Here is a 25,558-nt window from a genome sequence, read left to right as displayed (position 1 = left end):
TTATATAGCTAAATTTTATATTGGAAAAGATAATATAAAATTAAATGGAGAATTATAATATGGTATGGAATGATGCACCTTCTCATGTATGTAGAGGTGGAGATGTTAGAGGTTTAGCTTTTTGCTGTCCTCCAGTAAAACCTTGTCCTGTTATGAGGGCATTAGATGAAGTTAATATTAGTCCTCAAGATTATATTGATATAAAAAATAAATTTGCTAATGAAACTAGATTAGGCGAAGGTCCCAGAACTTGTTTTGGATCACTTGTATGGTGTTGTAAACCTTCTAAACCTTGTCCTTTAAGAGATATGACATTAAATCAAATTGATATGTCACAAGATGAATATTTACAATTAAAAAAAGAATTGTCTGAAGTTTTAACTGGAACAAATAACACAGAACAAGAAACATCTGATGAAAGTGTTTCAGCACTTGCTAAATCTTTTGATATTACTGAATCTGAAGCTAGTAAAATCTTAACTGATTGTAATGATGATTTAAGAATGGCTCTTAAAGTATTAAAAGTAAAATCATTAGAAAATGAATAAATTTTAGAGATTTTTATGGATTGGACTTCTCTTTATTTTAAAACAACCGATTTAAAAGTTCTTATTTTAGGCACTGGAGAAGTTGCAACTAGACGTGCCAATAGATTCTTAGATAAAAACTCTGAAGTTATTTTAATTGGTAATTTAATTTCTGAAGAATTATCAGATAAAGGAGCAATTTTAAAAGATGAATCTGACATTGATACATTAGTTAAATGGTCAGATTTAATCATTATAGCTACAGGAAATGAATCTTTAGCAAAATATGTTACAAAAATAGCTAAAGATAAACTAATCAATAGAGCAGATTGTCCTGATAAAGGCAATTTAATTGTTCCAACTACTTTTAATATTGAAAATATAGAAATATCTATTTTTACAAATGGCAAAAGTCCATTAATGGCAAAAGAACTTCGACGAAAGATTCAAAGTATTATTACAGCTGAAGATATTTTAGAAATAGAAGTTCAAAATTTTGCAAGAGAACTTCTAAAAGGCAAAATTAATAATCAAAAAGATAGAAAAAAATATTTATATTCTTTTTTTGAAGATGAAAAAATAGCTAGTTATATCAAAAACCATGATTTAAATGGTGCAAAAGAATATTTAAAAACACAAGTAGATAATATTTAGGAGGCATTAATTTGATAATTAATATAAGAGTTGATCATAATTTAGCAGATTTAGATACAATGGATTCGGCTTCTAAATATATTGATGAGTTTTTTTTTAAATTAAATGAAAAATATAATGTTACTGAATATGTTGAAATAAATACATGTAATAGAAAAGAATTTTTTATTCATAATGACTACTGTGTTTTTGATGAACCTCTTTTAAATTGTAATAGTGAAAATATTACATTAGAATTTGGTGATGATGCAATCTTACATTTACTTAAACTTACATCTGGTTTAGAATCAATGATTATTGGTGAAGATCAGATTTTAGGGCAAATTAAAACTTCTAAATCAAAAGCAGAAAAAGAAAATCATTGCGGAAATATATTAAATAGTGTTTTTACTAAAGCTATTCATGTAGGCCAAGTTGTAAGGAAAAAAACAAAAATAAACAAAGGACATGTTTCAATAGGTTCTGCAGCAGTTGAACTTGCAGAAAAAAGTATTGGAGACTTACATGATAAGAAGGTTATTGTTCTTGGTGCAGGAAAAATGGGTAAATTAGTTGCAAAAGCATTAGCTGAGAAGAACCTTAAAGCTATTCTTGTTGCAAATAGAACATTTTATACAGCATCTAAATTAGCTAAAGAACTTGGTGGAGAAGCAATATTTTTAGATGATTTAAATGAATATTTAGCTGATGCAGATTTAATAATAAGCTCAACTAGTTCTCCACATTATTTGATTGATAGAGAAAGGCTTGAAAAGGTTAATTTTAAAAATTCTGAAAATACATTAATGATAGATATAGCAAATCCTCGTGATATTAATGATGATGTTAAAGATTTAGGAATAAAACTTTTTAATATTGATGATCTTCGAGAAATAGCTGATATAAATACAAAAAATAGATTAAATGAAGCTCAAGAAGCTGAAAAAATAATTGCAGAAGAGTTTGAACTTTTAAATGAATCTTTTAAATTAATAGAAGTAGAAAAAATAATGGGTAATTTAAGATATTCAATGGAAGAAATCAGACAAAAAGAAGCTGAAAAGGCAATTGTTAAATTAGCTGATGTTGAAGGTAGTGTAAAAATAATAGATAGCTTAAGTAAATCTATTGTTAATAAAATATTTTATGATATTTCAATTAATCTTAAAAAAGCAGCTATTGAAAATGAAAAAGATGTTGTTGATGCATCAAAACTAATATTTAAAAAATAATAGCTTATTCATGCATTCCTTTTACATCATTAAACTTTTTCTTACTAGATTTTAGTGCAAAATCAATATCTTTCATGTTAATAATATCTTTATCAGAAGATATTCCGTGATGTAAAGCGGTTTTAAGTAACTTTTCTTTAATATCTCTTCCTGACATATTTTTAGAGATTTTAACTAATTTTTCAATATTAAAATCATATTCTAAAGGATATGAATCAAGATTTTTTAAGATTATTTCTTTTCTTTCTTTTTCACCAGGTAGTTTAAATTCTATTTCTTGTTCAAATCTACTTCTAATAGCATAATCTAGAGAAGTGATATTATTTGTAGCACCAATAGTTACAATACCTTCATGTTCAGATATTCCATCCATTTCAGTTAAAAGAGAATTTACAATCTCTGCAACATCTCCTCTTAATGCTTGGAAACTTCTATGAAGTGCAATTGCATCTATTTCATCAATAAATATTATTGAAGGAGAAGTTTTTGATGCTTTTTCAAATAAGTCATGTATTTTAGATGCACCATCCCCAACATGATCACCAATTAAAGTAGTTGCTTTAATTAAATACAATGGAACATTAAGCTCATTGCTTAATGCCTTTGCAAGCATAGTTTTACCAGTACCTGGAAGGCCGTAAAACAAAATGTTATGTGGAGCCCATTTTCCAAATTTTTCAGGATCATCTAAATATTTTATTAAAACCTTACTTTTATTTTTAGCGCTAGTTTGACCTACAATATCATCTATTTTAATATCACTTTTATAGAAGTCATTTTTAGATATTTGTTTTTTAGTATTATCAATGATTATTTCAATATTAGTTATATCTGTAATTACTGAATTATTAGGAATAGCTGATATAACTTTAAAACCAAAATCTGGAATGATTTTTTGATCAAATAAATATGAACCTTCACGAACAAGTAATCCTAACCATTGTTCTTTAGCATATTCTTCAAAAAGTTCTTCATCAGATATTTCTAAATCTGTTTCCATTAAATTAAAATCAAAAGGATAACCTATAGCTTCAAGAACAATCTTTTCTGCAATTGGTTCTTCTTCTATTTGTTTAATAGATTTCTTTTTATTAGAATTTTTGCTTTCTGGAGTTTTTGTATTTGTTTTCAAATATACACCAACTTAATTAAATATATATTTAATTATATGTATTTTATATTTAAAATAGATTTCCAAAAATAGATAAAATAAGTAAATTATAAAATAAGTTTAAATAAGTAAAATAAATTTTTTAAAAAGAAAAGTTTAATTAAAATTAATTAATTAAACTATTTTCATCGCAATTATTCGCAACAGGAAGATTTGACTGCTAATTTAATATCGTCTTCTTTAACAGTTTTACGACCAGCGTGTTTAGCATAAGCTACAGCTTTTTTAGCTACAGTAGTAGCACATTCTTCTAATGCTGCTGCAAATTCTTCTTTTGCATCTTCACTAACTCTTTCAGCGCCTGCGTTTTTAAGTAATCTTGCAACTGGTGCAATTGGTAATTCACTTTTCATATTTAACATTCTCCATATTATTTTTTAATAACAATTCAAATAAATTGTTATTAATTTAAATTATAGCTTTGTTATATATAAATATTTTGTTTAAATAAGCTAAATTGCCTATGTATTTTCATATGTTTTACTAATATTAACTATTATAGAAAAATATAATTAAAATTTAATTAGAAAAAATAAAGAAGTAATATTAAAAATAAAAGAAAATTATTTAATAGCTATTTAAGAGATTCATAAAGTTCTCTCATACGAACAGCATCTTGATCAATTAAAGGAGTTTCACAAATTATTGTAGCTTTCCAATCATTTTCAATTAAATTAAGAAGTAAATCTTTTATATGTGGCCCATATTCATTTTCTTCAGCTAATGTGTGATGTTTACGTTCTCCAGCATGAGTATACTCAATTGTTGTAAAATGACAATGCAACCTATCAATATCTAAATTATTTTCTAATTTTGAGAAGATACAATTATAATCTTCTTTAGTATTTAAAATTCCTCGTCCCCTGGCATGGATATGTGCAAAATCAATAGTAGGTTCAAAATGATCAAATGTCTCACACATTGAAATAATTTCATCTAAATTACCAAGTTGAGAACGTTTACCAGTTGTCTCAGGTGCAAAAGTAAAATCATAAAGACCTTCCTCTTCACAACGATTTAAGAGTTTTTTAATTGTACTATTAGCTATTTCTAGAACTTTCTCTTTTTTACGATTAGAATAAAATCCTGGATGAAATACAATTCTATATGCACCCATCCACTCTCCAGCTTTAGCAGATTGAATAAGTCTTTCAATACTACTATCAATTTTTTCTTCTTCTTTAGATGCTAAATTAATATAGTATGGCCCATGCATTGAAACTAAGACATTTTCTTTTTTAGATTCTTCTTTTAATATTTTTGCTGATGTCTCACCAATTTTAACACCATAAGTAGATTGATATTCAAATGCATGAAGTCCATGCTCATTTAAATATTCAGATGATTCAAAAGCTTTACCTTTAAAATCAATTGGTTTACCAGCTGGACCAAAAATTACTTTATCTAACATGATAGATTAAAATATTCCCATAGCTTTATTAGTTTTAGCTATAGATTTTTCATTATCTTTTTCCATCTCAAGCATAGCTCTAATAGCATCAATATTTTCAGGTACAACATCTGATTCTTGATGAACAGCTTGCATATAGAATAATTCATTATCAACTATATTTATTGATTCTTGCCATACAGGTATTTCATAGAAATCATTTCTATTTCTACCTAAATCTTTAGCATATTCCATTAACTCTGCAGTAGAACCTAAACCTTTTGATGCTTCAACTAACATAACTCTTGAACGTTTTTCTAAAGTGTCAATAACATCATCAATAGCTACATCGTTTTTAATTTCTGCCATAATATTATGTTGATGCATAAGTGTTGTTGGAACAAGTAAAGCCATAGTTGTAATATCTACTCCATCCATAACAGTTTTTACATCAGGACCATGGTGAGATGGTACTTTAGGAGGATTAGGTACAATTGCATTAATAGGACCTTTTTTAATTTCAGATGGATCTGAACCACGTCTAACCATTACTGCTCTAACTTTTCCAATATCACACAAAGGATTTAATGTATGTAAAGTACGAGTAAGACCTGTAGTATTACATGATACAACCCTAGAATAATCTGCACCAAAAGAATCATCATAATTAGAAAAAGAATTAAAAGATAATCCAGTTAAATCATGATCTTCTCCACCTTGATAGATTGCTTTTACTCCTTCTTTTTTATATTTTTCTAAATTAGCTACACCAATATTTCCAGGAGTACAATCAACAATAATATCTGCTTCTTGAATCATATCATCTACAGTACCAGCTATTTCAATACCTGCATCTTTAAATGATTGTTCTCGCTCAGGAATACCTATGAATAAATCATACCCTTTATCTACTGCTGATTTAGATTCAAAATTTGGTCTTGTTTTACTAACTCCAACAACTTTCATATCATCTTGAGCTTCTACAGCATCAGCCACTCTTTTACCTATTGTTCCATATCCATTAATAGCTACAGATTTCATTATTAATCACACAAAATTATTATCAATATATAATATATTTATTTATTCTATATTATAAAATTTTATTTAAAAAAAAAGTTATAGAATATAAAAGCTAAATAGCTAATATATACTTAAATTTTAATGTTTAATCTTCTAAAGAATCAAGTTTTTCTGGGAAATATGTATCAACAACATATTCTAAACCATATTTAGAAAATGATTGCTGTTCTGCTTTTTTACCGATTTTAAGCATTTTTTTAATTTCATTTTGCCAGAAATCACTTTTATATCTAGGATCTTTAGATAATTCTTTTAACCTTAAGACATCAACATCTTTTAAATTATCAGTTGGAAGTTCATAATTTATGATATCACTAGCTGTAACACCCATAAATTTAGCATTAGGAGTTGCAAGATCATGATTTACATGGGCTAACTTAGCACTTCCAGAAATAATAACTTGTGCAATGTGAAAACCCCAAGGGTCTCCATCGTTACAGATGTAAACCGGTAAATCTAATTCTTCATTAACTCTTTTAATAAATCTTCTTGTAGCACGAGCTGCTTGACCTTTGAGTCCAACAATTAAAGTATTAAACTTTTTAAATGCCTTTTCTTGAACCATCCTATGGAACATCCCCATAGTTTCCACAGCTATTACTCTATCTACTCCATGATCAAGGAATTCAACATCATCAATAGTAGGTGAAATAGTATAACCTGATTTTCCAGAATTTAGTGCATTAATCTCAACATCATCATCTTGTAATGTGATATCACCATAAACTGATGCACCATCTTCTTCTGGCATTAATCCGAGCTCTTCTCTAGTAGTTCCAAGAGTTACTTCTAAATCTTCTCCAACAATGTTAGATTCTTGCTGAGTATTAAAACCAATTCCCCAACTTTCAGAAACATAGTACATTTCCCTTATAGTAGCTGTTTTTTCTCTTTGAACTAAATCTTTACAGAAATTAGCTACATAAACCATTTGTCCTAATTTTCTGATTTGTTTTACATTTCCAAGAGATCTTTTACCGAATCTATCTCCTAAAACATAGTAACGTTTATCTGGATCATAAACAATATTACCAGTTCCTCTTGATGGAACTCTAATAGAAGGAACTTGTTTTTCTCTAACATCTTCAACTATTTCTTCACCTAAACCTTTTAATTTATTAAAGGTATAGTTTTTTCTAGTTTCTTTATGTGCTTTTCTATCAATATTAGCCATATTATCTATTCCTCATCAAGATTAGTATTATCTTCAAATGTAGTCTGTTCATCCTCAATTTTCTTGATATTACTATGTTCATCATCAACTTTATAACCAAATTCATCTAATTCTTCAACTAATGAATCTTCAATATCTTCTTCAATTATTTCATCGTCATCATCTACTTTCTCACCAAGTAATTCAGCTAATGCTCTTTTTGTAACTTTAGCTAATATTTCTTGATATTCTGGAACTTCAGTTTCAGCTAATTTAGCAGATTCTTCAATAATAGCAGGAACATAATCTTCAAAGATTTTAGATCTCATAGCTTTTTCTTTTTCAGCTCTTTTAGCCCTAATATGTTTTTGAAGTTTACGTGCAAGTTTCATTGTAGCTTGTCTAACTTCTTGAACTATTTCTGGTTCTGGAGCAATACTTTGTTTTCCAGTAGATAAATAAGGAACTTGGGTAGAAATAATATTTACAAATAAAGTTAATGGAGTATTATCTAAATCTTTAAGACCATATCTTCTCCAATCGACACTTTTTAAAGCTTCAGTAATAGCACAACTTCCTTGATCAAAAGATAAAGGAACTCTATTTGCAAATCTCATAATTTCAGATTTTTTCTGGTCATTTACAATTCTGCCTGAATCTCCACCATAAGCTATACCTGCTTCTACAATGAAAGCTACACCTCCCCTATAGGTTACTGGCTTTCTTGTTAAAGTAGCTATAAATTCCGGTTTTAAAATTTGTTTCATGCCCTTTTCAATTTGTTCTGATCCAATAGGAATAAGGCCTGATGTTGGAGGAGCCATAAATTTCATTTTTGAGAAGGCATCAACAATAGCTTCTGCTTCTTCCCATTTCATGTCTTTTGGACGTTTATTTAAATCGATTCCTGTAATTTCTTCGATTTCATCAATCCTTTTATTAGACATCCTAGATAATGAACTTGTAAGTAAGCTTTTAAATCTTCTTTTATCAGTGTGTTTTGCCATGAAAATTAAATCATCTGCAGTTACACCTTTTGGATGAGGTAAAACCTCTTGAGGAAGAACTGGTACAATTTCAGCTGCTCTTTTAAATATATATTTATGTCCAGAAGGATCTCTAAATATAATTTTAGCATGAGGATTTCCAATCATGGTTCTTCTGATATATTCAAAAGCACCTTGTTCTGCCATAGAATAAGAAACTTCTTTAAATTGAAGTTCAATACAAACACCAGTGTGGTCTCCTTTGTATTCTTCTTTTTCCATTAACATTCCTTTATTCTTTTTGACATCCATTTTAAATTTCATTTTGACGCCTTTAAGTTCATCTCCATCTTCATAACATGAGATAACTCTTGCAGGCTCACCAGTAGTCATTTGAGATAATAAAACACAACCACTACAACCTAAACCTTGTTGTCCTCTTGATTGAATATTTCTAAATTTAGATCCTGCAAACATTGTACAATATACTTGCATAATATAATCTTCAGGAATACCTGGACCATTATCTGAATGAGTTAAGATATAGTGTTCTTTTCCAAGTCTTTTTAAATCAATTTTGATTTCTGGTAAAATTCCAGCTTCTTCTGCTGCATCAAAACTGTTAGTTATTAATTCGTGAAAAACGATTGTTAGAGATCTAATTTTACCTGAAAAACCTAACATCTGTTTATTTTTTCTGAAAAACTCTGATGGAGTTAATTCTTGAAAGTTTTCAAAAAGTTCATTAGCTTGTTGTGACAATTTAATCCTCCTTATATTAAATAATTTAATTTAATCTTAATTTAAAATAAGCTATAGAGCAAATAAAAATTAATAAAATATTTTATAAAATAAGTATTTTTCTAAAAATAGAAAAACTACAGTATTTATACTACAATATGTATATATACATTTTCAACTATATAATAGTTTTCCATTATAATTATAATATTAATTTAATAAGTCTTTAAAAATATAGTTTTGATGATAAGAATATTATTTAATATAGATATCTTCAATTATTATTAAAATTTTATTAAAAGGAAAAATAATTAAAAAAAATAAAAAAGAAAAATTATTTAAGCATTTCCTGTTTTTCATCAACAGTCAATTCTTTAATAATTTCATCAGGTTTACCAGTTTTTAAGATTTTGCCTCCTCTCATTAAAGAAGCTCTATCACATACATCTAATACAAAATCCATATCGTGAGATACAATTAAAAATGTTTGCTCTAATTCTTTTCTTGCTTTTAATATAGAATCAGTTACAGTTACTCTAGTAATTGGATCCATTGTACCAGTTGGCTCATCTAAAATAACAATATTAGGCTCTTCAATTAATACTTGAGCAAGTGCTACTCTGTGACGTTCCCCACCACTTAACTCATCAGGATATTTATATAAAATATTTTTTGCTTGTTCTTCATCAAAGCCAACAGTATGTAATATATCAAGAGCTTTGATTTTTCCAAATTCAGCAGGTAAATCTAAACTTATAGAATCAGTTAAATTGCCCAAAATATCTCTATGAGGATATAATGAATATTCTTGATGTAAAAGACCAATATATGGAGTTACACGACCTCTATTTAATGGACCAACTTTGGTCATATCAATCCATTCATCTCCAAGTTTAACATCTATATTTCCACTACTAGGTTCTGTTAAACCGATTAACATTCTAGTTAGAGTTGTCTTACCTGATCCACTTAAACCTACAATACCATAAATCTCATTATTATTAATTTCAAGATTTACATCATCAACAGCTTTAATAACTCCTCTTTCAATAGAATAATAATGCTTTTTAACATCTGCAATTTTAATTTCTGCTCCACCAATTTCAGGAATTTCTTTTTTATCAGGTAATGGAACAGTTTCTAAGAAATTATCAACAACTTCTTTAGCATTTCCTTCTTCAACAATTTCTCCTTTCTCAAGCCAAATAACTTTATCAGCTAAATGATACATTATCTCAGGCCAATGAGAAGTAATAAACATTGTAATTCCTTTATCTTTAACAGCTTCAATTAAAGTATTATGAAGTTTTTCTGCAGTTTGAGGATCAAGTGTACCAGTAGGCTCATCAGCTAAAAATAACATTGGTTTTTTAGCAAGTTGACGAGCTAAAACTACTCTTTGTTTTTCTCCCCCACTTAAATCCCTTGCAATATGAGTAATTCTATGATTCATTTGAACCATTTCAAGATAATCAAGAGCCTCATAAAGATTCTCTTCATAATCGTTTTCATCACCCATAGCTCTCATAACGTTTTCAATAACGGTTTCTTCATCATATAATGCGAAATTTCTCTGAAGCATGATAGATATTCTTCTTTTAATAGCAGCAAATAATTTCCTCTCGCAATTAAAAAAATCAACAACTTGTTTTTCATAAGTTGTACCACATTTACATTTTTTACCTACATGAGATGGAGATTCTACATATAAACATTCAGGACATACAGCAATTTCATAAAATATTTGGCCTTTATCAGGCATATATTCTTTAGTCCCTCTAAGCATATTAATTAAAATAGATTTCCCACTACCACTACGGCCTAATATTCCTAGAGTTTGACCTTCTTCAATTACTAAATTAATATTTTTTAAAACTTCCACACCATTAAATGATTTACTTATATTTTTAAGTGTTATGAATGACAATTTATTCACCTTTTAATTAAGAAATAATATTGATAAATTAAGTTATTAATAAATTTAGATTTTGGTATTAATAACATTATTGATTTAATTTTTAAAAATAGCTATTTCATAAAAAAATAAGTGAAATATTAATAAAAATTTAAATTTTTACTATATATGTATATAAAATTAAATAATAAAAAAAATATTAAAAATCCAGAGCTTAAAAGCCATTATAACGGACACTTGCATACGAATGCCGACTTCTAAGGGACTTACCTGTAAAATATATCATATAATAATATATTCTTAATTAAAATTGTATCTTATGCATTATATAAAAGTTTTGAATAATGTAAGTAAAAATTATAATCATATAATAAATTGTTATAAAAAAGAAAAAAAGAAAAATTAAAGTTTTTTATGACAAAACTAATTTCATAAGATAATGTTCTAATCACATACAATAAACAGATAACCTTATCCCATATCTAAAGTTTTTTATGACAGAGCCACCAATCATAGCATTTAAGTCCTTCTTTTTCTCCTTTTTCCCGTCTTTCTTTAATTTTATTTACATTAGGTTCTTGTGGAACTAAAACTTCATCACCCATTAATTCATTTTTAGGCCAATTAGCAGGCATAGCTACATTATTATCATCAGAAATTTGAAGACCTTCAACAATTCTTAAAATTTCATCCATATTTCTTCCAAGTTCTTGAGGATAATATAACATTGTCCTTAAAACACCTTCAGGATCTACTACAAAAACTGCTCTAACAGTATTTGTTCCTTTTGAAGGATGGATAATACCTAATGTATTTGCAATTTTTCCTGTATCAGCTATTATAGGAAATTCTATTTCTGTATCAAGATTTTCATTAATCCATTCTTCCCATTTAATATGTGAGAAAACTTGGTCAACGCTTAAACCAATAAGTTCACAATTCATTTTTCTAAAAGCATCATATCTTTTTTGAAAAGCAACAAATTCTGTAGTACATACTGGTGTAAAATCAGCAGGATGGCTAAATAAAATAAACCATTGACCTTTAAAATCACCAGGAAGATTATACATACCTTTAGTAGTTTGTACTTCCATTTCAGGGAAATTATCTCCTAAAAGAGGCATATTATTTCTATCCATTATTTCACATCCATTTAATTATATATAATAATTGTTTTTCAATATATAAATAATTATTGATTTTTTTAGAAATCATCTATTTTTAAATAAATTTTTTTAAATAATGTTCATAAAATAAAATAAAAAGTAAATGAAATGATTTAGGTTCACCTAAAACTCTATAAAAAATATAGTATTATCAAAAAACATTAAAAAAAGAATAAAAAATTAAATTTCAAAATCTAAGGAACCATTAATTACAGCTCTTCCAATAGAAAAACCATTAACTCCGGTTTTTAAGATTTTTGAAACTTGATTAGAATTATTTATAGAATTATTTCCAATGATATTAACATCAACATTTTTTACAATCTCATTGAGTAAATCAAAATCAAAATCATTAAATCCAGGTTTCATAGCATCAATATGTAAGTAATTTATACCAGTAGAAGCAATTTTTTTAGATATATTCAATGTATCAACACCAGAGACATTAGCTCTGATTTTAACAGAAACTTTAGATGATGCATTATCAACTACATAAGAAATAAAATCTAATAAATCATCTCTTAAAAGCATTTCCTGACCACATCCAATAGCTAAAAATTCTTCTTGTCTACAGTGACAATTGATTTCAACTACATCCAAATCAGGAATTTTACTTATTTTAACAATATCTTCAGGATTAGAAGACCTTAAATTAGCAAAAACAGTCATATTATTATTAAAATTTTTAAGTTTAAAAACTTCAGAAGAAATATGAGAATAAATATTATCTAAAGGAATTATAAATTCTTTCCTACCTCTAGATAACACATTAGTAGCAGCATTTAAAGTAGCTTCATCGAGATTATATCCCCCAAGTGAAACAGCATTAAATCCGAAGGGAATTAGTTTAATTAAAAAATTAGAATCGGTAATTCCTGCCATTGGAGCTACTAATTTCATAGCTAATACTCTTTTTCAATAACATGAGTCCATTTGGAATTATTACAGTCTCTGATTTCTTCTAAACCAATATCAGCCATATATGCAGCATCTTCTGCATTTGTTCCACGGCCAATTCCTGCTTTTAATGCAATTCCAATTTCATCGTCAATTTCTTTTAAAATAACTTCGATATCTTCTTCAGATAATCCATTACATGGTGCCATGAAATTATCTCCACCAATGAAAAAGATTAAAGACCCTTTTTTAATTAATTTTGTCATTAAATAGTGTTGTGCTTTATTTACCATGAAATTTGTATCAAAAGCTGATTCAATATCTGTTAATCTTTCAGTACAGCTATTTATATCAATATGAGCAACTTGAACAAAATCTTTTTCATCTTCAACTAAAGAATCAACAGCTAAAATTTCTTCACGTTCTGAAGATTGAGCTCCACCTTTTGTTTGTAAAGCCAAAGTAGCTAATTTTTGAGCTTCATGTGGAGTTTTTGCTGCTCCAACACCCATACTAATAGTTATAGGATATCTATTTCTAATAGATCTTTGAATTCTTAAATGATCTTCTTCATTTAAGCCATTAGTAATAGCTAATAAATTATCAAATCTTGTATAAAATACTAAACCTTTTTTCATAGCTATTTGTCTTTGCAAATCAGCAAATAACTCAGCTTGTAAAATCTGAAGGTCAGACTCATTTCTTGGTCTTGGAGTAACAGTCCAAGGTCCATAATTATCAATTTGTATCAATGTCATTTGTATCATTTTAAGCCACCAAAAAAATAATCAGCTAATGTATACTTTTAATATTTTTAATTTATTTTAATACTTATTAAATATTTTGTTTAGAATCTCTTTAGCTAAATTCTCTTTATCATTAAAATTTTTAAAATAAATATTAGAAACATTTACTTCATTAATGATTTTTTCTAAATCTTTTTTAATATTTTGATCTTTATTATCAATATATAAAACATCTAAAAAATCTTTATAAATTTCACCAACACCAATGGAAGATGATTCATATCCTAATGCATTCATAAACTTAGCAGCAGGTCCAGAAAATACTTCTTTACCAATAAATGGTGAAATAGCTATAACATAGCTATTTTTTAATGCTTTTTTAACCCCTTTAATTGAAATAATTGGTAAAATAGAACTGATAGGATTTGAAGGACCAATAATAATGCCGTCAGATTCTTCAATTGATGAAATTAAATTATTAGATGGTTCTACTTCATCAAAATGAAGTCCATAAACATTAGGTTCGCCTTTTTTTTCAATTAGAAATTCATGAAAATCCAATTCCCCAATATCAGTTAAAATTTTAACATTTGAAGCATTATTACTCATAGGAATAATAGAAGATTTTATTTTCATTTGAGATTTTTGGATATTTACAGCTTCTTCTAAAGTATGATTTTCCATTAAGAGTGTCTTCTGTATTTTAGTAGCTCTATCAATATCACCTATTTTAAGAAGCTCTGGAGTACCTAATTCATTAAGTCTTTCATTAGTTATGAAAGTATCACCATTTACTCCATACCAAGTCTCATCATTTATCATGTTTGACATAGTATATAAAACAGTATCAATATCTGGAGCTACATAAACTCCTGAGAAATAGTTATTTTCTAAAGTATTTACAATAATATTAATTTTAGAAGAATCATAAACACTTTTAAGCCCTTGTAAAAACTTTGGAGTTCCAGTTCCACCAGATAAAACAGTAATCATAAAAACACAAAAAAATTATTTTCTAAAAACATCAAATTGTTTATCTCTTAATATAGGACCAATATTAGAATCAGTATTTCTTAAATAATCAAAGTTTTTAAAACCTTTAACAAGAACAATAGGTATTCCTTCATCAGCTTGACCCATTAAAAGAGAAGCAGCAGATGCAAGTTCATCAGCAACAGCTATTTCAGTTGTTTTAAGTTCCCTATCATATAAATCCTTTTCACCTGCTCTATTCCATAAAGGATCTATACCTGAACAACCAATAGCAACACCAATAGCACCATTTCTAAAAGCTCTTCCTTGAGTATCAGTAACAATGACTCCAATTTCAGTACTAAAGTCTTTTTCTAATTGTTCACGTATAATATTTGCAGAATTATCAGCATCTTCAGGCATAGGAGTAGCTAAACCTTCTTCAACATTAGATTCATCTATTCCAGAATTTGCACACACAAAACCATGTTTAGTTTCAGTTATAATAAAGTTTTCTCCAACTTCAACAACTTCCCTAGCTTCTTGAATAATAGCTTCAACAAGTTTAGAATCTTTATTAGATTTTTTTGCAATAATAGCTGATTCTTCTGAAGGAATAATATCACCAATATGTATAATATTTCCTTCAGCTTTAGAAACTAAAGTTTCAGCTATTAAAAGTATATCTCCATGATCTAAAGATAAATTTTCCTTTTTTAATGATTGTTTAATTAATACAGAAATATCATCACCTTTATTTACTAAAGGAATTGATTTGAGACCATATAATTCTAAAACCATATTATCACTAAGGATTTACTGCTTTAATAGTCCATTCACCATCAAATAAAGCTCCTGCAGAAGTAACTGGTTTATCAAAATCAGCGAATTTTCCCCCATCGAAAATAAATAAAGCAACTTCTTCAGAATCATTTGCTTCAAAATCAACAATATTAGGAACTACAGAACCATAAGTTGAAATATATGCAGCTTTTCCATAAGGAACTTCTTCAACTAATATTTTTTTATTAGTAGCTATTCCAATATAACATTGATAATCATCTTTATTATTAGTAGATGTTACAACACCTGCAATTCTAGGAGTATTATAATCATCTTTCTCATAATCCATTGTAAGTAATGAATATGCAATTGCATCTTTAATATTCATACCAACATAAATTTTATCAGCAATTACATCAGTATGAGATCCATTAGATACAATAGCTATATCTTTTACAATTTTTATACAATTATAAGTTATATATGTATTTTCAAAAATATCTTTTTCATGCCCTTCTTTTGGAATAATGGCTGCTTTATTTTTGTCAAAAACCTTTGCTTGCCTATTTGGAAAAGATCTACTTGAAACTCTATAAGCAACAAATGGTTTTCCAGTATTATTCATACCTATTGATAAAATTCTTCCAACATACATTTAAATTCTCCTTAAAATCTAATTAGGTGCTTTTACTGCTGTTTCTGGAGACATTCCTGGTGGCGTTGTTATAACAATTTTACCAGGGCTTGTAGCTACTTCTCCTTCATCAATAACTTTCGTGTGAACACCTATGGCTCCTCCCCTAATCAAGCTCGACATGTCTTGTCCATTCACAATTACAGTTTGTAAATTATGAACAGGAACTAAGTAATATTCAGCAGTACCAGAAGTATCAGTTACATTAGGTTTTCCTGTAGCAGATGAATCATCAACATCAGTAATATCGGTTGTAACTTCTCCAAAATTACTTGTTAATACCAAAAATATCAATATAGTAAATAAAATATCGATAAATGGTACAAGATTAAATTGTGGTTTTTGATCTAAAACCTTTTTTTTATGTGATCTAATATCAATTGTCACAGTATCACCTTAATGTTTAAGTTTACTTTCAATAATCTCTGAATTAATATTACATTTTTCTAAAATAATATTGCTTAAACTTTTAGTTAACATACTTGGTTTAAATGAAACTTGAATATTTGCATAAGGATCAGAAATTTGTCTAGTATTTACAATACCTTCAGCATCTTGTAAAGCTTGTAATGCACATTCAACATTAGAATCTATTTTAACTTTTGCAATAGCATATCCCCAAGTGGTCATTTTAGTAGCTAATTCAATTTTATCCATTTCTTCTTCAATTAAACTTTGGATATAATTATACATAGGAAGTAATACAATAGCTACAGTTAAACCCATAATAGTAGTTGTAAGAGCAATATAGATACCTTCAGCCATAGCTGCTGAATCTGGATTAACACCTAATGATTTAAAAGTAAACCATATTCCTATTACAGTACCGATTAAACCTAAAAATGGAGCAAGTTCAGTGATAGTCTTTAAAGTATTTAAATTTTTAGTCATCTTACCTAATTCAACGATAAAAATTTGTTCCATACTTTCTTCAACTTCTGTTTTATTTTTATATCCAATTTTTAAAGCTTCAGATATAATTTGGGAAACAGGATTATTAAAAAAATTAATTTGTTTTAAAGCTTCAATAGCTCCGCCTTTTTCCATTGAAACATTGACAATATCCAATATTTCAGTAGCATCGACTTTATTAATTCTTCTAAGATAAAATATTTTCTGAATTGAAATAATAACACCATAGATACCAATTAAAAGAATTATATAAGTAATAATTCCCCCATTTTGTAAAATTTCAACTAGAGGCATGACAGCCCCATTCCATATCATTTCTGTAAAATATTCAAACATGATTTTTTCCTCAGTATATACGAAATTATTTAATAATCATTATATTTAATAATATTTATTTGAATTTTTGAATTAAATAATTTTAATAAATTAATATAATTAAATAAATAATATTATAATTTTTTATTTAAAGTTAAAAATAAATAAGTAAATCAAAAAATAAATTATTTCATTTTTTGAACTGTTGCCCAAGATTTTCTAACAAATTCAGGCATTTCATCATAAGTAAAATTAGTTAAAAATTTTTTTGTAGTAGGATCACTTGGATAACCAGAACCTATTCCACCAATTTTTCTATAATCTTTATTGATTATTTCAATAGCACTATCTCTTTCATATTTAGCAATAATTGAAGCAGCAGCAACTTGAATATAATTATCATCAGCTTTATGTTCAGCTATTAAATCTATATCTCCTACAACTTCTTTGATATCATTTTCAAAACGTTCAGGTTTAATATCAACTGCATCTAAAATAGCTTTATCAAAATTTAATTTTTTTATAACCTTAACCATAGCCATTCTTTCTATTTCATTAAGATTATGTCCTTTTTCTCGTAAATTATCAATGTCTAATGCAGTAATAGAAACAGTTTCATATTCAAACATGTTTTTTAATTTACGAGCAAGAACAGTACGTCGTTTAGGTGTTAATCTTTTTGAATCTTTAACACCCATACGTTCTAAGATATCATTTTTTTCTTCAGGAACAACTACACCTGCAACAACTAATGGCCCTAGTACTGGACCTCTGCCTGCTTCATCAATTCCTAAAATTTCCATTAAAATCAAAAAATGAAAATATTATTTCATAGCTCTAAGGCGAACTTCAGGCTCTAAAGCAAGAGGTTCTGCAGCTACAATAGCAGTTCCTTTAGCTACAACAGTCATAGGATCATCAGAAACAGAAATAGGAATTGAAACTTCATCCATAATTCTTTCTTTTAAACCACGGAGTCTTGAACTTCCACCAACTGCTACAGAATTATTATAAACACCCATCATTAATTCTGGAGATAATCTATCAAATATAAGATTTAAGCCAGAAATAACTTCTTGCATAACAGGTTCTACAGCATCAGCAACTAACATTGAGTCAATAACAACTTTTTTAGGACGATTAGTTTCCATTGATTTTCCAATAATTTCAACACTTAAATTTTCAAGAGTTTCACTACAATGAATCATACCAACTTCCATTTTAGCAGCTTCTGCATCATGAATCCCAATAGCTACATCATATTTATCTGCAACTATTTCAACAATACGTGCATCAACATCGTCTCCACCAAATCTAACTGTTTCAATATCATTAATTCCACCAAGAGAAATAATAACAATATCAGTTGAACCTGCACCAATATCAATAACCATAGTTCCATTAGGCTCAGCAATAGGAAGTCCTGCACCAATAGCTGCAGCTAATCCTTCACTAATAACAAGAACATATTCTGCTCCAGCTTTTCTACCAATTTCCTCAGCAGCATTTTTCTCTACTTCAGAAGCATCTCCAGGAATACCAATAACAATTCTTCCAACACTTTCTCCTTCTTTAATCCCTATTTGCATAGCTTTAATAAGTAAAGCTTGAGCTTGTGCAACATTTTCAATAACCCCTTTTTTTAAAGGTCTTACAGCAACAATGTCTTCAGGAGTTCTTCCTAACATTTTTTTAGCTTCTTCACCAACAGCTAAAACTGCAGAAGGATCATCTTTTTTAACTGCAACAACGGATGGAATTTGATATAAATCAAATTTATCACCTGATGGTTTAGCAATTACTGTATTTAATGTTCCTAAATCAATACCTAAGCTATTATTTACAATTCTATTGGTTTGTGATTCCACTTCTTCATTTCCAAAAATATTCATTGATTAATCCTCCATATTAATATCTTTAAAATCAATAACAAAAATTTTACTTTGTGTAGCTATACTTTGTACTTTATCAATATCTTTCTCATCGTCAACAGAAACTAAAATAAGTGATAATACAACATCACTAACATTATAAAAAGGTTTAAGAGCAGATTTTGCAAAATTTGGTAAATTAACACCAACATTTAAATCAGCTTCAATAAAACCAGTAGTTTGATCTTCTGATAAAATTCCAAAAGAAATTTTATTTTGCTCAATATTATTAACACATTTTTTAATAATATCATCTGGAGCAACAAATACCATTAAATTAGGCTCATTTGCAATTAGTTTAGGGCTTATTTGAATGAATGCCCCACCATTACTTTTACAAATTTCTTTAAAATTATAGATATTTTTTGCTAAGCCATTTAGCATGATAAAATCAAATTTTTTACTGAATCTATCTTCTTTCAATATAACATGTTCTCTGAAAAGAATTTTAACATTATGTTTAGATGCAATAGCTCTATAAGCTATATCATCCACTAATTTATCATTTCCTGCAATGACGCACCAAAGCCTCTCTTCTGGACTGTCTTGAGAAATTTTAGCTGCTTGTCTTAGAACTTGTATATTGTCTTCTATCATTGATACGCACACAAATTAATAATTATAATATATAATATGATAATTAAATATTGTAAATCAAAATTTCTAAATAATATTTTATTAGTAATATCTTTAAAATATTAACATTTAAATATTAACATTTTTACTTATATATATTTTATCTTTTATATGAAATAAAACTGAAATTAAAAATTTATTTTAAAAATTATTAAATTAAAAACTAATTTTAACTAAAAAAAAAGAAAAAAAGAAGTTTTTAACTTCTTACAGTAACTATGTTTGATGTTTCGTATCCTTTATACATTATTGTTGCAATATATGTGTTTGGATCTAAATTAATGTTTAATTTAACTATTCCGTCTGAACCAGTGGTTCTTTCATACATTACTCCATTAATGTTAATTGTAACATTAACATTATTTACTGGTTTTCCTTGACCATCTAAAACATGAATATCATAAGTATCATTTGTACCGAATTTTTTAGTTAAATCATCTGCAAAAACAGTAGGAAGAACTTCAATATTATTACCTAATTTTAAACCAGTAACAGGATGTTCAGCAGTAATAGTATAATTACCTGGATCCAAATTAATATTCAACCAAGCAGTACCATTAGCATCAGTAGTACGATTATAGAAAACACCATTAATATTCAAAGAAACATTACGACCAACAATAGGATTACCTAATTTATCATAAACAGTCACACCATACTTACTACCATTACGATAAAACATAACAAGATCCTCACTTTCTAAAGTAGGTAAAACCTTAATAACATTACCAATTTCTAAACCACTAATAGGATGTATAGCAGTAATAGTATAAGTACCTGGATTCAAATTAATATTCAACCAAGCAGTACCATTAACATCAGTAGTACGATCATAAAAAACACCATTAATATTCAAAGAAACATTACAACCAACAATAGGATTACCCTCACCATCAATAACACTCACACCATACTTACTACCATTACAATAAAACAAAGTAACATTATCTGCAAAAACAGTAGAAAGAACAGTTACATTATTAGTCACGTTTGAACCATCATAAGGATTTATAGTAATAATAGTATAATTACCTGGATTTAAATTAATAGAAAGTATTGCAATTCCCTTTTCATTAGTAGTACGATTGTACTCTTTACCATTAATAATAAATGTTACAGTTTTATTAATTAAAGGGTTTCCTGCACTATCAAAAATAGTAGCATTAAATTGACTAGCATTTTTATAATATTTAGTAAGATCTTTAGTTACAATTGTGTTTATAACATTAATACTAGCTATTGTTTCCGCTTTTGAGTATATAGTAGTACCATTAAAGTAAGCATTAACAATATAATAACCTGGTTTTAAGTCAATATCTAAATAAGCAAGACCATTACTATCAGTAGTTACATTATACCTAATTCCATCAATTATAATATAAACAATCATACTACCTAAAGGATTTAGTTTATAATCTTTTAAAGAAATTTCTAAAGCACTTTCATTTTTATAATGAACTGTAAGATTATTAACAATTAAATGAACTTCAGATTCATCAATAAAAGTAATATTTAAAGTTTCATTATCAATACTGGCTGAAAAGTTTTTAGAACCTCCAGAAATTGTATAATTAAATTTATATTCACCATTGGAAATAACACCATTATATAATTCATCATCATTAACAGTAATAGTTAATGGACGAGCGAAATTAATTTTTTCTAAGTAATCATAAATTATACTACCATCAGTGTATTTATTTAAGCTTACAATAAAGTCAACATTATTACCTTTTTTAATAGCAGAAGTATTAGTAAAGGTCATGACCAACCATTGTTTAATAGTTATTCCATTAGCTACAAACGAAGAAGGATCATTATTAGTTCCCCACCAATTATAATTTGCATTTACAGTAGTTCCAGCATAAGAACTAGTACCTCTGTAAATAGCTACACCTTCACTATCAACATTATTAATTAATGCTGAATTTTTAATGTTTAAAGTAGAAGTTCTTATATAGATAGCTCCCCCAGCATTAGAACCTTTAGCTACATTATCTAAAAATACTGTATTGAAAATATTTAAAGTGCCTTTTTGTTCAAAACTTTGACCAATGAAACAAATTGCTCCACCACCATAATCTACATCAGGATTTGCACTATTATTTACAAAATTAGAATTATTTATTAAAATATTTTCACATTGTAATGAATAAATAGCTCCACCACTATATTGACCTTCAACATAGTTATTAGAGAAAGTAGAATTATCTATAGAAATTTGACCTTTAATAGCTTGAACATAAATAGCTCCCCCGCCTTTATTATTTGTACCTTTAACATGATTACCATCAAAAATAGAATTAACAATAGTAAGAGTATTATCTCCAAGAGTATTTTTATCCATATAAATAGCTCCACCAAGATTATCAGCAGAATTATTAATTAATTTAGAATCAATGATTACTAAATTTCCAGTATTATAAATAGCTCCACCATTTTGGCTAGATTTAGAATTGAATAAACTAGTATTTTTTAAAGTTAAATTACCTAAATTAATAAATATTGCACCACTACTAGTAGTAGCTTGTCCTCTTGTAAATTTAATGTTTTCAATTAATACATTAGAGAAAATAAGGAATATATTATCTTTATATTCACCATCAATAGTAACATCACCTTGGCCAGTAATATTTAAATCATAATTAATTGTTAAATCAGATTCAAGATATGTGCCTTCAAGAATTATAATTTGACCAGATTTTTTTGCAAGCTCAATAGCCTTTTTAATTGTAGCTACAGGACTATTAATAGAACCATCATTACCATCATTACCATCTTTAGAGACATAAATAATACCTTCATAAACAGTTATTTTAAATTCTATACTGAAAGTTTGATTATTTACAGCAACATCAATTTTATTATTATCATTATTAATTGTATACTTAACTTTAGCTATTCCATTAGCTATCTCCTCAGAAAAAGAACTTAAAGCTCCAGTTGAAGATGTAAAATTAACAACCCAACCATCAAAAATAGAATTATCCATTAAAGTAAAATTATTGCCATTTTTATCAGTGTATTTATTAAATTCAGCAGTAATTTCAATAACATCACCAATTTTGGAGTTATCAGTTATATTAGTAGATGAAACAGATAAAATAATCCAATTGTCTAAAACTACATCACTAGATACAAAGTTTGATGGATCATTATTAGTACCCCACCAATTAGTATTAGCAATAACAGTAACAGTACCTGCAAGAGGAATAGATGCAATTCTATTTTCATTATCATCTACAATAATAGAATTAGTGATATTTAGAGTGTTTTTACCATTACTATTATATTTTACAAATATTTCAGATCCATTATTTGCTATATTATTTTTAAATATAGAACCAATAATTAAAACTTCTCCACCCATAGAATGAATAGCCCCACCTTCACCAGGACCTGCAGATCCATCAGCAACAGTATTATTTTCAAAGTAAGAGTTGGATATAGTTACAGTACTATTACCATTAACATAAATAGCTCCACCTTTACCAACAGCACTATCTCCAAAAGTACTAGTTCCACGATTAGCAAAATTATTAATAAAAGTACAATTTTCAACAATAGCTGTTGTACCTGCACTTGAAGAACCACTGAAGTAAATACCAGCACCAAGTCCACCACTAGAAGAAGTAGCATTATTACTATCAAATACACAGTTATAAATTTCAGCTACACTTCCAGAAATATAGAAAACACCATATTTATTATGATTATTAGTAAAATTACAATTATCTGCATATAAATTTCCATTAGTTATATAAATATTACCATATGAAGTACCAGTAGGATTAGCAGTATTATTTTCGAAAATTGAATTTAATAAAGTAATATTTGAACCTGAAACTTGAATAAGAGCTTGATTATTTACACCACCATTTTTATTAAAAATACAGCTATCAATAGTTAAACTAGAACCAGAATCTACACGAATAACAGATCCTGAATAAGTTTCATTACCATTAATGAAATATAAATTAGATAATAATACATTTACTCCATAAATACGGAAAGCTCTTCCACCATTTGCATCAATAATAACATTACCTTGACCAGTAATATTTAAATTATTACGAATTTCAAGAGCAGATTCTAAATAAGTACCTTCTTTAATTATAATTTGACCAGAACCCATGCTTGCAAGTTCAATAGCTTTTTTGATTGTAGCTACAGGACTATTAATAGATCCATTATTACCATCATTACCACTTTTAGAAACATAAACTATTCCTACAGGTGATGAAACCATAACAGATATTTTTAAAGATTGGTTACCAGAAACTGCAGTTAATATATTTTCATTATTTTTAGATGGAGTAAAACTTATTTTAGCTATTCCATTTTCAGTGCCAGTTGAAGAAGCATTTAAAGTACCATCATCAGATTTAAAATCAACTAATACACCATCAGGAATATTAGCAACTTTATTATTTCCACTAACATAAAAATTTACAGTAATATCAACAGAATCTCCCATATTTACAGGAGTAGTGATATTATTTGCTTTCATTATAATAAAATCACTTACAGACATAGTTCCTAAATCAGGTAAAGTATTTTGCCCCCACCAAACTTCGCTAGAACTAATTGTTGCTTCATTATATACAATTTTATCTCCCATTGTATTGTTATAGACTGCAGAATTTTTTATGTTTATTAAATTTTTATTATAGAAAAGATAGCTTGCTAATGTATTATTGGTAATTATAGAATCTTTAATTTCAATATTACCTGTATTAGCAGTATAAATTAAACTTTCACCTTGATAACTATAAGCAGATTTTTCAACTTCACAATTAGATATTATAGAATCATAGACAGATAATTTTCCTCTAGAATAAATTATTGAATTTGCAACCCCTTCACAATTTGTAATAGTAGAATTAACAATTGATGTAACAGAAGCTGTATTATCAATATAAATTACACCATACATATATCCAGATGCCGGAGTGAATCTAATATTTTTAAAATTAGAATTTATAATATTATATTTTCCAGCTCCAGATAAATATAATCCAGCACCCGCAGTAACAGATACTGAACCATTAATAAAATTACAATTAGTTATATTTCCAGTACCAGTTGTCCATAATTGTATTGCACCATATTTACCTGCAAAATTATAGAAATTACAATTATCAACAATTACATCTTGATTTCCACCTATTCTGATTAGTGCAGATGAACCAGTACCTGAATTAATACCAGAAAATATGAGGTTGTAAAAGCTTAATTTAACATTAGAAGCTGTACATTCAAATAAAATAGTATTAGTAGATTTTTTAATAATAACATTATCTTTATTTTCACCTATAAAAGAAAAATCTCCTCCAGATATACTTATTTTTCCAGATTCAACATATTCACCATTTGCAATAAATATACTTCCTCCAGTAGGAGAACCACTTACTGCACCACTTATAGTTTTATAAGGATTCGATTTACTACCATCTTCAGTAGAACTTGTTGAACTACTATTTACATATACATCATAACTATCAGTATATGTAATTACTTCAGATTCTAGATTTAAATCTGAATTAGTAATCAAAATCTCATCATTATTTTCTATAAGTTCCATGTCATTTGCATTTACACTATTTAAGCTTATTATAATAAATAAAATCATAATTAAGCCTAGTATATATTTAGAACTTTTCATATAATCAACT

The 25,558-nt window shown here is 27.5% G+C and carries 22 protein-coding genes; 3 read left to right on the top strand and 19 right to left on the bottom strand.

Going from position 1 to position 25,558, the window contains the following annotated elements; genetic code table 11:
* Positions 1–59: 59 nt before the first annotated feature.
* Genes ACA134_RS02185 through hemA form a run of 3 tightly spaced genes read left to right on the top strand, consistent with a single transcriptional unit; the run spans position 60 to position 2,392 of the window.
* Positions 60–548 (top strand): methanogenesis marker 9 domain-containing protein, encoded by a 489-nt coding sequence (locus ACA134_RS02185; protein WP_409200550.1) that lies wholly within the window; start codon positions 60–62, stop codon positions 546–548.
* Between the two features lie 15 nt (positions 549–563).
* Positions 564–1,181, top strand: coding sequence for a bifunctional precorrin-2 dehydrogenase/sirohydrochlorin ferrochelatase (locus ACA134_RS02180; protein WP_409200549.1), 618 nt, complete (start codon positions 564–566; stop codon positions 1,179–1,181).
* 11 nt (positions 1,182–1,192) lie between these two features.
* Positions 1,193–2,392: a glutamyl-tRNA reductase gene (gene hemA, locus ACA134_RS02175; RefSeq protein WP_409200548.1), complete on the top strand. Its 1,200-nt coding sequence runs from the start codon at positions 1,193–1,195 to the stop codon at positions 2,390–2,392.
* 4 nt (positions 2,393–2,396) lie between these two features.
* Here the strand turns inward: hemA and ACA134_RS02170 are convergent, their stop codons facing one another.
* The 19 genes from ACA134_RS02170 to ACA134_RS02080 form a co-directional block, all read right to left on the bottom strand.
* Positions 2,397–3,524 (bottom strand): AAA family ATPase, encoded by a 1,128-nt coding sequence (locus tag ACA134_RS02170; RefSeq protein WP_409200547.1) that lies wholly within the window; start codon positions 3,522–3,524, stop codon positions 2,397–2,399.
* A 173-nt stretch (positions 3,525–3,697) separates the two neighbouring features.
* Complete coding sequence (locus ACA134_RS02165) at positions 3,698–3,916, bottom strand: histone family protein (protein WP_409200546.1); 219 nt, start codon at positions 3,914–3,916, stop codon at positions 3,698–3,700.
* 221 nt (positions 3,917–4,137) lie between these two features.
* Positions 4,138–4,974: a TIM barrel protein gene (locus ACA134_RS02160; RefSeq protein WP_409200545.1), complete on the bottom strand. Its 837-nt coding sequence runs from the start codon at positions 4,972–4,974 to the stop codon at positions 4,138–4,140.
* Positions 4,975–4,980: 6 nt separating this feature from the next.
* A complete protein-coding gene (locus ACA134_RS02155) occupies positions 4,981–5,994 on the bottom strand; it encodes a phosphorylating glyceraldehyde-3-phosphate dehydrogenase (protein ID WP_409200544.1) in 1,014 nt (337 codons plus the stop codon).
* A 127-nt stretch (positions 5,995–6,121) separates the two neighbouring features.
* Entirely contained in the window at positions 6,122–7,210 is a 1,089-nt protein-coding gene (locus ACA134_RS02150) for a DNA topoisomerase IV subunit A (protein ID WP_409200543.1), read from the bottom strand.
* 5 nt (positions 7,211–7,215) lie between these two features.
* Positions 7,216–8,937: a DNA topoisomerase VI subunit B gene (gene top6B / locus ACA134_RS02145; RefSeq protein ID WP_409200542.1), complete on the bottom strand. Its 1,722-nt coding sequence runs from the start codon at positions 8,935–8,937 to the stop codon at positions 7,216–7,218.
* 313 nt (positions 8,938–9,250) lie between these two features.
* Positions 9,251–10,843, bottom strand: coding sequence for a methyl coenzyme M reductase system, component A2 (atwA, locus tag ACA134_RS02140; RefSeq protein WP_409200541.1), 1,593 nt, complete (start codon positions 10,841–10,843; stop codon positions 9,251–9,253).
* 470 nt (positions 10,844–11,313) lie between these two features.
* Entirely contained in the window at positions 11,314–11,970 is a 657-nt protein-coding gene (locus tag ACA134_RS02135) for a peroxiredoxin (protein ID WP_409200540.1), read from the bottom strand.
* A gap of 207 nt (positions 11,971–12,177) precedes the next feature.
* Positions 12,178–12,897: a tRNA-dihydrouridine synthase gene (locus ACA134_RS02130; protein ID WP_409200539.1), complete on the bottom strand. Its 720-nt coding sequence runs from the start codon at positions 12,895–12,897 to the stop codon at positions 12,178–12,180.
* 2 nt (positions 12,898–12,899) lie between these two features.
* Positions 12,900–13,661, bottom strand: a complete 762-nt coding sequence (locus ACA134_RS02125) for a GTP cyclohydrolase III (RefSeq protein ID WP_409200538.1) — start codon at positions 13,659–13,661, stop codon at positions 12,900–12,902.
* A gap of 57 nt (positions 13,662–13,718) precedes the next feature.
* Complete coding sequence (cofD, locus tag ACA134_RS02120; RefSeq protein ID WP_409200537.1) at positions 13,719–14,633, bottom strand: 2-phospho-L-lactate transferase; 915 nt, start codon at positions 14,631–14,633, stop codon at positions 13,719–13,721.
* A 15-nt stretch (positions 14,634–14,648) separates the two neighbouring features.
* Entirely contained in the window at positions 14,649–15,413 is a 765-nt protein-coding gene (locus tag ACA134_RS02115; protein WP_409200536.1) for a coenzyme F420-0:L-glutamate ligase, read from the bottom strand.
* Between the two features lie 7 nt (positions 15,414–15,420).
* Entirely contained in the window at positions 15,421–16,050 is a 630-nt protein-coding gene (locus ACA134_RS02110; RefSeq protein ID WP_409200535.1) for an IMP cyclohydrolase, read from the bottom strand.
* An 18-nt stretch (positions 16,051–16,068) separates the two neighbouring features.
* Positions 16,069–16,476 carry an ExbD/TolR family protein gene (locus ACA134_RS02105; RefSeq protein WP_409200534.1) on the bottom strand — a complete coding sequence of 136 codons (408 nt, stop codon included), beginning with the start codon at positions 16,474–16,476 and terminating at the stop codon, positions 16,069–16,071.
* Between the two features lie 9 nt (positions 16,477–16,485).
* Positions 16,486–17,316, bottom strand: a complete 831-nt coding sequence (locus ACA134_RS02100; protein ID WP_409201055.1) for a MotA/TolQ/ExbB proton channel family protein — start codon at positions 17,314–17,316, stop codon at positions 16,486–16,488.
* A gap of 185 nt (positions 17,317–17,501) precedes the next feature.
* Complete coding sequence (gene rnhB, locus ACA134_RS02095; RefSeq protein ID WP_409200533.1) at positions 17,502–18,119, bottom strand: ribonuclease HII; 618 nt, start codon at positions 18,117–18,119, stop codon at positions 17,502–17,504.
* A gap of 21 nt (positions 18,120–18,140) precedes the next feature.
* Positions 18,141–19,208 carry a rod shape-determining protein gene (locus ACA134_RS02090; protein ID WP_409200532.1) on the bottom strand — a complete coding sequence of 356 codons (1,068 nt, stop codon included), beginning with the start codon at positions 19,206–19,208 and terminating at the stop codon, positions 18,141–18,143.
* Positions 19,209–19,211: 3 nt separating this feature from the next.
* The gene (locus tag ACA134_RS02085) at positions 19,212–19,844 is read right to left on the bottom strand and encodes a hypothetical protein (RefSeq protein WP_409200531.1); all 633 of its coding nucleotides are present in this window, start codon (positions 19,842–19,844) and stop codon (positions 19,212–19,214) included.
* A gap of 238 nt (positions 19,845–20,082) precedes the next feature.
* Complete coding sequence (locus ACA134_RS02080) at positions 20,083–25,515, bottom strand: right-handed parallel beta-helix repeat-containing protein (protein WP_409200530.1); 5,433 nt, start codon at positions 25,513–25,515, stop codon at positions 20,083–20,085.
* Positions 25,516–25,558 lie beyond the last annotated feature (43 nt).

The organism is Methanobrevibacter sp. DSM 116169, assembly GCF_046197865.1.
Lineage (GTDB): Archaea > Methanobacteriota > Methanobacteria > Methanobacteriales > Methanobacteriaceae > JAHKLT01.
This window is presented reverse-complemented; position numbering and strand designations above follow the sequence as displayed.

What these genes read in the sequence shown, in the direction of transcription:
- ACA134_RS02135 (WP_409200540.1), bottom strand. Translation starts at nt 11,970, where the DNA reads ATGGATAGAAATAATATGCCTCTTTTAGGAGATAATTTCCCTGAAATG.
- ACA134_RS02130 (WP_409200539.1), bottom strand. Translation starts at nt 12,897, where the DNA reads ATGAAATTAGTAGCTCCAATGGCAGGAATTACCGATTCTAATTTTTTA.
- rnhB (WP_409200533.1), bottom strand. Translation starts at nt 18,119, where the DNA reads ATGGAAATTTTAGGAATTGATGAAGCAGGCAGAGGTCCAGTACTAGGG.
- ACA134_RS02115 (WP_409200536.1), bottom strand. Translation starts at nt 15,413, where the DNA reads ATGGTTTTAGAATTATATGGTCTCAAATCAATTCCTTTAGTAAATAAA.
- ACA134_RS02085 (WP_409200531.1), bottom strand. Translation starts at nt 19,844, where the DNA reads ATGATAGAAGACAATATACAAGTTCTAAGACAAGCAGCTAAAATTTCT.
- cofD (WP_409200537.1), bottom strand. Translation starts at nt 14,633, where the DNA reads ATGATTACTGTTTTATCTGGTGGAACTGGAACTCCAAAGTTTTTACAA.
- ACA134_RS02125 (WP_409200538.1), bottom strand. Translation starts at nt 13,661, where the DNA reads ATGATACAAATGACATTGATACAAATTGATAATTATGGACCTTGGACT.
- ACA134_RS02100 (WP_409201055.1), bottom strand. Translation starts at nt 17,316, where the DNA reads ATGATATGGAATGGGGCTGTCATGCCTCTAGTTGAAATTTTACAAAAT.
- ACA134_RS02180 (WP_409200549.1), top strand. Translation starts at nt 564, where the DNA reads ATGGATTGGACTTCTCTTTATTTTAAAACAACCGATTTAAAAGTTCTT.
- ACA134_RS02150 (WP_409200543.1), bottom strand. Translation starts at nt 7,210, where the DNA reads ATGGCTAATATTGATAGAAAAGCACATAAAGAAACTAGAAAAAACTAT.
- ACA134_RS02090 (WP_409200532.1), bottom strand. Translation starts at nt 19,208, where the DNA reads ATGAATATTTTTGGAAATGAAGAAGTGGAATCACAAACCAATAGAATT.
- ACA134_RS02160 (WP_409200545.1), bottom strand. Translation starts at nt 4,974, where the DNA reads ATGTTAGATAAAGTAATTTTTGGTCCAGCTGGTAAACCAATTGATTTT.
- ACA134_RS02185 (WP_409200550.1), top strand. Translation starts at nt 60, where the DNA reads ATGGTATGGAATGATGCACCTTCTCATGTATGTAGAGGTGGAGATGTT.
- ACA134_RS02165 (WP_409200546.1), bottom strand. Translation starts at nt 3,916, where the DNA reads ATGAAAAGTGAATTACCAATTGCACCAGTTGCAAGATTACTTAAAAAC.
- ACA134_RS02110 (WP_409200535.1), bottom strand. Translation starts at nt 16,050, where the DNA reads ATGTATGTTGGAAGAATTTTATCAATAGGTATGAATAATACTGGAAAA.
- ACA134_RS02080 (WP_409200530.1), bottom strand. Translation starts at nt 25,515, where the DNA reads ATGATTTTATTTATTATAATAAGCTTAAATAGTGTAAATGCAAATGAC.
- ACA134_RS02155 (WP_409200544.1), bottom strand. Translation starts at nt 5,994, where the DNA reads ATGAAATCTGTAGCTATTAATGGATATGGAACAATAGGTAAAAGAGTG.